Consider the following 12298-nt stretch of genomic DNA (forward strand, 5'->3'; position numbering starts at 1 on the left):
ATTTATGTTCTACCTTGTAAAGAATCTTTTGCATTGATAAAAATACACAAAAAAACGGCGGGCCCACTTATTGGCGCCCGCCGCTTATATAGCCTTTCTTTACTCCTAGTTGGGAAGAGGATTGTTCAAATCGGTAGTGGGAGGTTCCTCCCCTTTATCCTTACCGCCCTTTATCTTATCCTTATACAAGCCCACCACATAGTCCGAAGCCTCCTTAAACTCCTGCTTGATAAATTTGTACAAGGTTGAATTATCCAACATTTTATTGGTCGCTATCATACTGGCAACCAACATTGCCAGCGAGGCCATTACCCTAGCATAGGGAACATTTAGCCAATCGTTCAGATAGGTTATCGGCATGGATAACCCAACCGCTATGGGCATGGTAAAACTCATTCCTTGCGATATTTGGCTTTGCAGTTCGGGGTGTTTCCTTATGATATAAGCGAACATCTGCGAAAAGTAATTACCCATGCCTATACTGGCTATCACGCCGCTCGATACTATCAGCGAAGGAATATCCGCCATTATACCAGCCAATATCCCCGCCGTACCAAGACCGGAAAGCGAAGAATACGCCAAATATGACGTACCGGAAGATATCCTGGTAGTCGTTATATTTCCGAGCAATCTGCCGAACATTAACGAACCATACAGAACCCCTATCACCATTACCGTAGCCATATCGCCGTCGGGTATTATCTGATACAAAGTCGAGGAAAACGCACTGGATATCGAAAGTTCATGCGCCGTCGCCAAAGACATTCCCACCACTACACTCATAACACCTTCTTTATGGAGCATAATGTCAAACACTTCTTTTATGTCCTGCCAATAGCTCTTTTTGTTTTCCTGCTTGGCGCTTTCCGCGGCTATCGCGGCGGCTTCAGTTTCGTCTCCCGCTGAGGCCATTTGGTATACATCGTTCTTAATGTGGTCTATTATAATATTGTCCCTTAAATTAGTACGGTGCACTCTATATCCAGCGTATGCGCTGTACGCCGCATATAACGGCAAGGATACGTCCCAGCCGAAATTAAAGTCCATCCCAAAAGCCCGTCCCGCATAGTTTAACGCCGAAGGCGCAACCAAAAACGCCATCGTACCGATATTCTTGTTTATAAAACTGCGGTTATAGAACAAAATATCTTCCATCGAGAAATCACTCCCGCCTGAAAACAGTTTTTTGAATTTTTCAATTAAAATATCGGTCGTAACTTTAAGCGCCTCGGAAAAGTTCTGTTCCTCTTTTTTCTTATCCTTGGCAATCGGCATCGCGCCTCTGTTCATATTTATCAGGGAGTTGCCCAAGACGTTTCTTATATTTATCGAAAATCCCAAAGCGAACAATGCCAAACCGAGCGATATATTCCTAAGCAATGTCGGCTCCATTGCGTAAGAATAGCCATAAAAGCCGAATATCGCCGGTATAACTGCCGCAAGCATGGATATTACTATCGATACTTTAAACATCGCCACTTCGCCGAATTTCTTTACCAAAGGATTTAACATCGGCGAGAGCAGCCCCGGCAGATAGTTTACCACGTACATCAAATTAGTGGCGAAGGCCTCGCTTACTCCCAAAGATTCCGGCAATACGGGGCCCAAAGTTTTGCCCAAGCTGGGGTTAATGTAAAAACCTTCCTTTGTGATGACATCGGCCTTATTGTGATTTTGCATTACTTCAATAGGCAGAACATTCTTTGACTGTTCCAATACTTTCAGTAATGTGCCGCGTTGATTTTTTGGTATTCTTACCACGACGGTAGACCCCAAAGAACTCGGCATTGCCGACTTGTTCGACATCACCCCGACATTGCCCGAAGGCATCAAAACCAATTTGTCGCCTTGTTTAAGGAAGTTGGCATCCGTTATCACTTTTATGGGCAACTCTTCCTTGCCATCGGCATTGTAGAGCGGAACGGTAACGGTTTTGGAGGGCTCTATACCGTACTGCCACAATTTTATAGTTATATTTTCTTTTGCGTCTTTAAGAGCTTGAGCGAACTTTATAAGGCTCTTATTTTCCGTCTTAAGCCTCAAATAGAAGTTGGACATCGTCCTGGGTTTCTTGCCAAACTCCCTAAGCTCCGCGGTATTATTGTTGAAAACTATATTTGTATATCCGTTTGTATCGAAATCCTCGTGGAAGGAAAGCGACACCGGCAAGACCATATCGCGCCCAGCGCCGTTTATAACGCTTACGGTATAGCTCTTTCCTTCAAGAGAAACATCAAAATTGCGCCGCCCCGCCGCGGCTTGAGCCTCGCTAGAAAAAGCGATATTGTCCGCTTCCAGAAAATTCAGCCCTTTATTAAATGACATATAGTCATTTAAGTCGGAAGTCAGCTTCTCGGAGAAATTCCCCCCTTTGCCGTCTATCTTGCGGTAAAACATAGATACAAGGGAATATTCGCCGGCTTTTCTCAAAGCGCTGAATACGATTACCAATTCCTCTCCGTCATCGCCTTTTATTCTGTATGTAAGTTTTTCAGGGAAGCCGGCTTCCTGGGAAACTGGCGCATATTTCCGCAGTATGGAGGGCAGCTTAAGCAAATCGCCTTTGCTTATATACTTTTCGCCATTATATTTCCGCCCGTCTTTAAGCCTGTCATTGGAATGTTTAAAAATTATCTTGGTCAAGCCGAAATTGGAGAATGTCCCTCTAAGCCTTTTAAGCTCAGGGCCCTGTACTACAAGATCCCCTTTTCTGTTAGTAGCCGCATGGCCGTGCAATATCTTAAAAGTAAAGTTATCTACTTTTATCTCCGCCATCAGCTTGGAGGCTTTGCCCTTCGGATTGGCTTTGACTTCGTCCCACGCCGCGGAGAGGGCTTTTTCCTCCCCTATTTTCTGCTGGGAGGCCGCTCTCCTTGCCCGTTCGTCCACATAATAGGGACGCGTCCTATAAGATGATGTCGAAGATGTTAAATGCGGTATGGCGGGTATCTCGTAGACGTATTTATCCGTTCCGAAAACGCGGGAGACATCGTCGTATCCACCGGGCCAGACAAAATCCCACCCGCCAAGCGCGGCGGCTTCCCTGCTTAATTCCCACGAAAAATTATTATCGCCGTAAACTTTAAATTCGCTTGAGGCGGGAGAATCAAAAAGTTTAACTCCAAAAGATTTTGCCGGGCTTATATTTATATTCAGCAGGCGCCTGTCAAAATAACCATACAAATCTTTTGCAAACATCAATCCCATTCCCGCCGCGCCCGCTAAGGAATAACCGGCTTTGGAAACATTGCCCAACAGCCCCTTTATGCTGAAATCGTTTATAAGATTACCGCCGGGCAGCGGCACCCCGCGGAAAAATTCAAATATCTTGGGGTCTATTACGTTTACCGGCTGGACCTTCGGCATAACGGGCATAAGGGGTGCACTCGCTCTTGCAGCGCCAAAACTCAGCGTTTTGCCCAAATTCAAACCCTTCTCCGTATTCAGCACCCATTCGGTACCGGCCGTCAAATTCCTGCCAAAAGCGCCGATTTCCGGCACCGTCGTCGCTACATTATAATTGAATATAAGAGCCGTACCTAATACCGTCGCCCTGTTGTTTATGAATTTAAGGAAATCCGCCGCAGGCTTCATCTTATGCGCGGAAAGGAAATTGTAAAATTTGTTCACGGGCGTTTTATCGGAAGCACCGCCAAATAGTTTAAAGCCTTTCGTATAATTGGGATTGTACGGAGTGGTAATTCCCAAAGCCTCGGCTATCGTTATGCCTCTTTCGGTTTCCAACGCGGCGATGCCCAAGGTTCCGTCTCCTGAAGGGGCCCAAAAGTTCTGCCACGGCTTGAGTATATTCTTATTCCACCAGCCCGCGGCTTTATAATCCGCTCTGGCGGAATTTAAACTCTTAAGGGCTGAAGAAAACGTTTCGCCCGCATTTAAATATCCCAATTCGCCGGCAGTGTAGAGCGGAGCGGAAGGCACCGTCTTTAAATCCGAAGCCAAAGATTTTATTTCCTTGCCTAAAACCTCAATTTCCGAGGCCGCCCCGCCCTCGGCTTTAAGCGAGGCTAGCTTGGATAGTTTTGAATTATATATATTTACGTTTGAATTATAGTCCTTAACTTTTTGAAGATAAGCCGCGTTTTTGCTTTCCACCGAAGAACCGTATGCTCTGGCTTTTTTAACTAAATTTATCTGAGCCTGCTTAGCCTTATATTCCGCCGTAGCCAATTTCGCTTTTGTCACTTGCCTTTGAGTGGGATTGGCGCTGTTTCTCACCGCCATAACAGCTTTTTTGCGGCTGTCATATAAAGATGCCAGTTGCTTATTGTTAAAATAATTTTCCAACTTTATCGCCTGACGGCTCTCGTTAGTCCCCACACCTGCAGCCGCGGCCGCACCTTTAACCTGTAAAGAAGAGCCTTTTATTCTCCCGCTCAAACGCAGCATATTGTTGCGCGCGGATATGTATTTGCCCATCTTCGCGTAATTGGCCCTGATATAAGATATCCTCTTCGCGCTATCGGCTATGCGCCCCGCTTTTACCGCGGTATATGTGGATTTACTCAAAGCAAAAGCCTTCCCGCCCAGTTTTGCAAGCGCAACCGTTCCCCAGATAAGGAGTAATATATCTCCCGCGAAGGCGGCGTTGTCTAAATAGTCAAACCTCTTGTTGCGCGCTTTCCTTGCCGCAAGCTGATTAGGGGTTATTACGGCGCCGGAATTAAGTTTCCCTTTTATCGCGGGATACTTGGCCAGCAAATCTTTGTCTATATCGTATTCCTGCAAAGCGGTTATGTCGCCTAAAGTCAAATTGGCAAAAGCCGCCGCCATATTCCCGGCAGCTTCCGCGCTCAGCCCCGATTTGCCGCTTATCAAAGCCCCTGCCAAAAACGGTTTTATGCCGCCTTCCAGCCCTTTATCCGCGCCGTATTCCTTAAGTATCGCCAAAGCCTCCTTACCGCCGTCCTCGGCAAGTAAAAGAGCGATGTCGGTAAAGGAGTTGCCGTAAAGATAATCGCCACTGTACTGGGTTTGGTAAGAGGCTTTGCCCAAAAATTGTCCGCCCGCCGTGCGCGCTTTTGAAGAGTATAAAGTTAAATTCAGATATTCTCCGAAACTTGCCCCTTCCTTTTCCTTTAATGTATAGCGGGAGAGCATTTCTCTTAAAGAAGAATATTCTTCCGCCGCCAACAGGGCGGAAAATCCGTTGCTAAGTATTTGCCCAAAGCCAGCTCCGTTCTCCGAGGCATATATCACGCGTTTGACGGCCTTTGCGTAACGGCCTCCGTCTTTGGCGGAAACATAAGAGCCGATAATTATCGTGTCTATAATATCGCCCAGCAGTACCGCGGCAATCTTTTTTTCTTTTTTCCCGCTGGTTATGCCAAGTTTAAGCGAGTTTAGATTTTGCTTTTCCAAACGGGAAACCGCATAATTGTATATATTCTCTTTTTCGGCGGCGGTCATAACCGCTTTGCCGCCTATTTTAAGATGGATAAGGTAGCGCAAAACGTTTGAGGATAAATTTTCCGCGCCGACGGCTTCTATATACTTGCGCAGAACTTTATAAGCAGAAGCGTCAACTTTAGTTTTATTTGCCTTTCGCCAAGCTATCTCTTCTTTTGCCTCTTTTTGATATTGGGCATAATAATCTTTAAGGGGATATCCCTCTTTCAATTTGGCCGAGGCGGCATCCAGAGGGCTTTTATACGGTATTGCGCTTAGCGAAGGATTCTTTTTTAAATATTCCCGCGCCGCTTCATCTATTATTGTATTGTAAAATTTTTCATATTCCTTTAAAGGCATTACCCTGGGAGTAATAAAATAAGCCGCCAAATAGGCCATCAAATCGTTTTCAAGGTTTTTTATATCCTTTGATCCCGCCCTTTTTACGTACATAGGGCTCATTGATCCGTATTTAGTTTTCCCCGTCTTTATCAGCGCGGCGAGTTTGGCGCGGCTTTTATTGGAATCCAAAGACTTTAAAATTAAATCGGTTTCCCTGTTAAGGGAGGCTTCATAAATGTTGCCTTCTTCTCCTTTCAAGAATAAATCTTCCAATTTGGCATCAAAATCCGACAAAGCGGCCGCGTCGAAGCCGACATAAGGCAAAGATTCATCCCATTGGGAAAAATCAACTCCAGCGAAAGCCGCCGTATTACATTCAAAAAGAATAGTAAAAGACAAAACTATCGAAATAATTTTTACGCCCAAAGAAGAAAGAATCTTTTTCATTTATTATCTACCGTTTAATTCCCGTTGGTCTTAGAGAAACCTTTCCTTTTTATTTTATTGCCTTAAGACCAAAAAAAAAGGCGTCTAAATATTTTTAGGCACCTTTTCCGAAATCCGATTTTATTTTTATGCAGCGACACGCTTCCCTGCCGCGGCCTGCAGCACTCCCACAAGGGAGCTGCCCTGCGAATACCAAACGCTTAAAGCGGGCCCTGCTTTTGCAAGCCCGGGCGCCTCCTTCGCTTATGTTCATTAAATAATTCATAAACATCTTTGGTATCCTTTCGCTAAAATATATAAATTACAAAAACAGTCAAACTTCTTATATATAAATTTTATTCTTTTTTCGAGTTATCCCTCAAGCAAATTTTAGGCCCATTCTTAGCTGGGTCTTAAGTCCTAAGGAAAGTTTTCACGCCTATATTTTGCCTATACAAAAGTTCTTTTAAACCGGCGCGATTTTTTTGCATTTAACAATAATCGTGAAAATCAAAATTCTATGTTTATAAAAATACAGCCCATTAAAAAGCCCCGGTTACCCGGGGCTTTAAATTTGCTTCTTTATTTTGAGGCTTCTTCTATCGCTACCGCTACCGCGACGCTTGCGCCTACCATCGGGTTGTTGCCCATACCGATCAGGCCCATCATCTCTACGTGTGCGGGAACCGAAGAAGAACCAGCGAACTGTGCATCACCGTGCATGCGGCCCATGGTGTCGGTCATACCGTAAGAAGCGGGACCCGCGGCCATATTGTCGGGGTGCAACGTTCTGCCGGTACCGCCGCCGGAAGCCACGGAGAAATATTTCTTGCCGTGTTCGGTCGCCCATTTCTTATAGGTGCCGGCTACCGGGTGCTGGAAGCGTGTCGGGTTGGTGGAGTTGCCGGTAATGGAAACGTCCACGTCCTCGTGCCTCATTATGGCGACGCCTTCGTTTACGTCGTCGGCGCCATAGCATTTGACTTTGGCTTTATCGCCGTCGGAGAAAGCCTTCTCGCTTACTATATTAAGTTTGCCCGTATAGTAATCGTAAGAGGTTTCTACATACGTGAACCCGTTGATGCGGGATATAATATAAGCCGCGTCTTTGCCAAGACCGTTCAAAATAACTTTAAGAGGCTCTTTTCTTACTTTATTGGCCGTTCTGGCAATACCGATTGCGCCTTCCGCCGCAGCGAAAGATTCATGCCCCGCCAAGAAGCAGAAGCATTTCGTGTTTTCGCGCAACAGCATGGCAGCCAAATTGCCGTGGCCAAGGCCTACTTCGCGCTGATCGGCTACGGAGCCGGGTACGCAGAAGCTCTGCAAGCCTACGCCGATTTTTTCGGCCGCTTCAGCCGCGGTTTTTACCCCGCTCTTTATCGCTATCGCCGCGCCTACCGTATAGGCCCAGACGGCGTTTTCAAAAGCGATGGGCTGTATGCCTTTTACTATCTTTTCTACGTCTATGCCTTTATCGTCGCAGATCTTTTTTGCGTCTTCCAAGGAGGCAATGCCGTTCTCTTTCAAGGCGGCGTTTATTTTATCTATTCTTCTTTCATAACCTTCAAATGTAATCATAGTGTTATATTCCTCCCCGGTTACTCTTTGCGCGGATCTATCTTCTTGACGGCTTCGTTGAAGCGCCCGTAAGAATTGATGTTTTTCTCATAGGCGGTTTTCGGATCTTCGCCTTTCTTTATGGCGTCCATCATTTTGCCCAAATTGACGAATTTGTATCCGATGACTTCATTATTTTTGTCAAGGCCGATCTCAAGGACATAGCCTTCCGCCATTTCCAGGTAGCGGGGGCCTTTGGCTTCGGTGCTGTACATCGTGCCAACTTGTGAGCGCAATCCTTTGCCCAAATCTTCCATACCGGCGCCTATCGGCAAACCGTCGTCGGAGAACGCGCTCTGCGTCCTGCCGTATACTATCTGGAGGAATAATTCTCTCATCGCCGTGTTGATGGCGTCGCAGACCAAATCGGAATTTAAAGCTTCAAGAATGGTTTTGCCCGGCAAAATTTCCGCAGCCATCGCCGCAGAGTGCGTCATACCGGAGCAGCCCAAAGTTTCCACCAAGGCTTCCTTTATTATGCCGTTCTTTACGTTTAACGTAAGTTTGCACGCGCCCTGCTGGGGTGCGCACCAACCCACACCGTGCGTAAGACCGCTGATATCCGTTATCTGTTTGGAATTGACCCATTTTCCTTCTTCAGGGATAGGGGCCGGATTATGTTTAGCGCCTTTGCATACGCTGCACATATTTTCAACGTGAGGGGTGCATTTTTCGCAGCTCATTGTTATCTCCGTATAAAAAATTTCTATTGCATATATATTTTACAATAATTGAACTCGCTTTATCTATTTTGAAACTAATTTATCTCTTTAAGCTGCCGCAAAAATTAAAAACTAAATTTTAACGGTAAATCCTTCTATTTTTTCTCTGACTGCCTTTAGTTCTTCCATATTTATATCCTCCTTTTGCGCCAGTTTAATAGATATTTCTAAATTTTTTATCATATATTCTTTCAACTTTTCTATATTGGGGGCTTTAGGATTAAAATTTACCTTTTTCCCTTTGAAATCAGCATAGTTATAAATCTTTAAAATACCTTTTAGAAAATCAAATCTGGTATTTTGGGGTTCATCATTAATTAGTACAACAGGTATGCCCATGGCGGTACAAGGGCTGGCACAATGTAAAGCCGTAGTTATAATCAATTTAGATTCTTTCTTATATTTATTTAGTAATTTTTCCGTTTGGGAAAGATAAAAATCCCTATTATAGCAATCAAGTCTATTATTTATGGGGATATATCGTTGATTAACAAAAACGGCCTTCTTTAAAATATCCTTAGGAATATACTTTAAATACTTTTTAGGAACATCAACAATAAAAACCTTTGTTTGTGTTTCTTGCTTTTCACGCAGAGGAAAGGTTAAAGTTAAACAGCGGCTTAAATAGGCTTTCACCCCTATTTTGCTTAAGAAATCCTTAGTGAAAGTATCTCGGCAGCCGATTTCTTGATTAGAAAAATAATCAGGATTAAATTTCAAAAACCTTAAAATATCCTCTTGACTGCTTTTAGCAAAATGTGTACCGACCCATATGGGATATATTCTATTATTAGGCAAAAAAGTTGCCCCATGAGCAAAAAATCCTTGCATAATACAAAAAGCTGACTGACCGCTATAATTTGAAAGATTATCCCGGTCCGTAAAAGAATAAGCCTTTTGAGGCAGAATTTGCTTTAATACCCTTTGGGTTGCCAAAGTTTGGACATAATCGCCAAGATTTATATTTAAATCTTTTTTAGTCAGATCCAGATATTTATAATCAAACAACAGATATTCTTCAAAATATTCTTTTAGTTCTGATGGCTTGGCTATGCCCATATTAAAAAGAGCAAATAAAACATCATTTTGTCTGTCAATAAATTTTAAGTAAACCCTATCTCTTAAAAAATAGATTTTTTTGCCTAACAGCGTAATTATTTTAAAGTTTTCTTCATTTTTAATATTAAAGATTTTCTTCATAAGTCCTCCCATATTATCTATTGCTGGCGGAATTCCTTAATATGGAATATATCCCAACACCCATATAAGGAGCATAATTGGCATCGGCAGAAAAACATATTTCAATCAAACTCATAATATTACCATCCTTTTTTAATACGGATAATTTTACCGTTTTATATCCGCCAGGACATCTTTTAAAGAAGCCCTAGGATTACGCTTTATATATTCCAAACACCGCCCGGAAAAATCAATATCCCGCCGACGCTTCAAATTTATGAACTCAAAATCTTTATCCGTACCGCTCCGAAAGCCTCGCCAATAAAGAGTAGCGTCCTCGGGCAAATAATCCTCAAGCAAAATATAAGTCATATCCGAAGGTGAAAGAAAAGAATTCTCCCGCAACAAATCGTATGCCATAACTTCGCCGACATTTATGCGCGATATAGACGGACCGTCTTTTCCTGGGAAAAGTGTTTTTTCTATCCCAGCAGGCATAAAATAAGTCAATAAATATATTTTTCCATATAGTTCGTAGTTAAGATCGGAGAGCTTATCAAAAACATACGAGCAGTTATCGGCGCTTATTTCAAAAGCGATATTCGTTTTTATCATAAAAACCTACCTGTTGCTTATTAGAGGCAAAAAACCAAAAGTCTTAGCCCTTTGCCAAAATTTTCTCTTAAAAAAGAAAAAATTATGCACTTTAAAATAATTCCAAAGGCATAGCATATACAGCTTTATCCCGCTGTCGTCTTGAGGAGTAAAATCCTTCCAGGGGCTTCCCTCCATAAGAAAGCGATATTCTTCCTTATTGGGCCCGAAATAGTTCTTCCTAAAAGCCTTGTAATGCCTTATTTTAGGCGAAATGCAAGCACGCTCAATATCGCCCGCTTGTGTTCGCACACCGATTCTTCCGCGCAAATCGGGATAATAAAAAGTATCCATTACATTCCATTCGTAAGAAAGAATATACTTGCGCCCCGCACAAACATAATTTATAACGTCTTGATCGTTATATTTAAGGCGAAAAGAATTTTCTCTAGCGTAATCCAAAAGCCATTGCGTTACGCTATATTTGCGCCATAATCCGCAATTTATCAGCAAAACGCCCGAATTGATATAATGCTTTACCCTCTCCCCCAAATTTTTTTTATAATATCCGGAGGCTATATTTATGTCTATTACCCCTCCTACCCATTTATTGCCCAAATCGACATTGAACAAAGGCGAAAGAGAATCTCTTACCAAAATATCACAATCAAGATAAATGATTTTATCGCAAGGTATTTTTTCCCCTATAAGCAAACGGGCATAGGCGGTAGAGGTTAGTCCCTTTTGATTAACTACAAGCTCTTTGAGATCGCAAGGCTTTATGGAAATCCAAAAAATATCAAATTCTCTAAACTTTTTAAGGCTATCTATTTCGGCTTTGCGCTTGGCGCTGATTTGATTTTCCAAAATATAAAAAGCGAGTTTATCCTCTTTGGAAGCGCTTTTTAGGACAGATAGTATGGTAATTCCCATACAAACAGCGTAATTATCATCACTGGCGAAACAAATATTTATTTTAGACATAATCTTTCTCCTTTCATTTATTACCTATAATCGCCAAAAGGCCCAACGCTTTTACCCTTTGCCAAAATTTTTTCTTAAGAAAGAAAAAATTATGCACCTTAAAATAATTCCAAAGGCAAAGGATATACAGCTTTATCCCGCTGTCGTCTTGGGGGATAAGATCTTTCCAGGGGCTTTCCGCCATAAGCAGGCGATATTCTTCCTTATCGGGGCCGAAATAGTTTTTCTTGAAAGGTTTACAATGCCTAATTTTGGGGGCCAAAGCGGCGCGGATAATATCTTCCCGCGAAGATCCTCTCTCTATCAAATCCGGGTAATAAAAAGCATCCATAACATTCCACTCATAAGGAAGTATGTGTTTGCGCCCCGCGCAAACATAGTTTATGGCGTCTTGATCATTATATTTCAGACGGGAGGAATTATCTCCGGAATAGTCAAAAAGCCATTCCCTTATGGAATATTTCCGCCATAAATCATTGTTGATCAGCAGGACGCCCGCGTTAAGATAATGATTCACCCTTTCCCCCAAATGCTTTTTGTAATATTTGGGACCGATACCTATATCTATAACCCCGCCGACCAGTTTGTCGCCCAAATCGGTATTGAATAATGGGGAAAGAGAGCCGCGCGCCAAAATATCGCAGTCCAAATACAAAACCTTTGAACAGGGGATTGTATCAGGTATCAGAAAACGGGCATAGGTGGTAAGGGTAAGTCCCCTCCGGGTAACCTTGCATTGTTTAAAATCGGAAGGATTTAAAGGAATCCAAAAAATATTAAATTCCCTAAACTTTTTAAGGCTTTCTATTTCGGCTTTGCGCTTAGCGCTGATTTGATTTTCCAAAATATAAAAAGCGAGTTCATCCTCTTTTGAAGCGTTTTTAAGGACAGATAGTATGGTAATTCCCATACAAACCGCATAGTTATCGTCAGCGGCCAAACATATATTTATAGTATCTGCGCTCATCGTTTCTCCTATCGGGAGCAACGAAACACTTGCAAGTTATCGAGCGGCTTGCTTAACA

General features: G+C 42.9%; 7 protein-coding genes. All 7 read right to left on the bottom strand.

Features of this window, described 5'->3' with window-relative positions; genetic code table 11:
* Positions 1-105: 105 nt before the first annotated feature.
* The 7 genes from ACQY3M_RS00315 to ACQY3M_RS00345 all read right to left on the bottom strand — a co-directional run bounded on the left by ACQY3M_RS00315 (position 106) and on the right by ACQY3M_RS00345 (position 12240).
* A complete protein-coding gene (locus ACQY3M_RS00315; protein ID WP_428065110.1) occupies positions 106-6195 on the bottom strand; it encodes a hypothetical protein in 6090 nt (2029 codons plus the stop codon).
* Positions 6196-6756: 561 nt separating this feature from the next.
* On the bottom strand, positions 6757-7755 hold the full coding sequence (locus tag ACQY3M_RS00320; protein WP_428065111.1) for a GGGtGRT protein: 999 nt from the start codon (positions 7753-7755) through the stop codon (positions 6757-6759).
* Between the two features lie 20 nt (positions 7756-7775).
* Positions 7776-8477 (bottom strand): iron-sulfur cluster assembly scaffold protein, encoded by a 702-nt coding sequence (locus ACQY3M_RS00325; protein WP_428065113.1) that lies wholly within the window; start codon positions 8475-8477, stop codon positions 7776-7778.
* Positions 8478-8588: 111 nt separating this feature from the next.
* Positions 8589-9716 (bottom strand): polysaccharide pyruvyl transferase family protein, encoded by a 1128-nt coding sequence (locus ACQY3M_RS00330; RefSeq protein ID WP_428065115.1) that lies wholly within the window; start codon positions 9714-9716, stop codon positions 8589-8591.
* A 147-nt stretch (positions 9717-9863) separates the two neighbouring features.
* Positions 9864-10310, bottom strand: coding sequence for a hypothetical protein (locus ACQY3M_RS00335; protein ID WP_428065117.1), 447 nt, complete (start codon positions 10308-10310; stop codon positions 9864-9866).
* A 6-nt stretch (positions 10311-10316) separates the two neighbouring features.
* A complete protein-coding gene (locus ACQY3M_RS00340; protein WP_428065119.1) occupies positions 10317-11273 on the bottom strand; it encodes a glycosyltransferase family 8 protein in 957 nt (318 codons plus the stop codon).
* 13 nt (positions 11274-11286) lie between these two features.
* Positions 11287-12240 carry a glycosyltransferase family 8 protein gene (locus tag ACQY3M_RS00345; protein WP_428065121.1) on the bottom strand — a complete coding sequence of 318 codons (954 nt, stop codon included), beginning with the start codon at positions 12238-12240 and terminating at the stop codon, positions 11287-11289.
* Positions 12241-12298 lie beyond the last annotated feature (58 nt).

It is taken from the genome of Candidatus Proelusimicrobium volucris (assembly GCF_959605025.1).
GTDB classification, from domain to species: domain Bacteria; phylum Elusimicrobiota; class Elusimicrobia; order Elusimicrobiales; family Elusimicrobiaceae; genus Proelusimicrobium; species Proelusimicrobium volucris.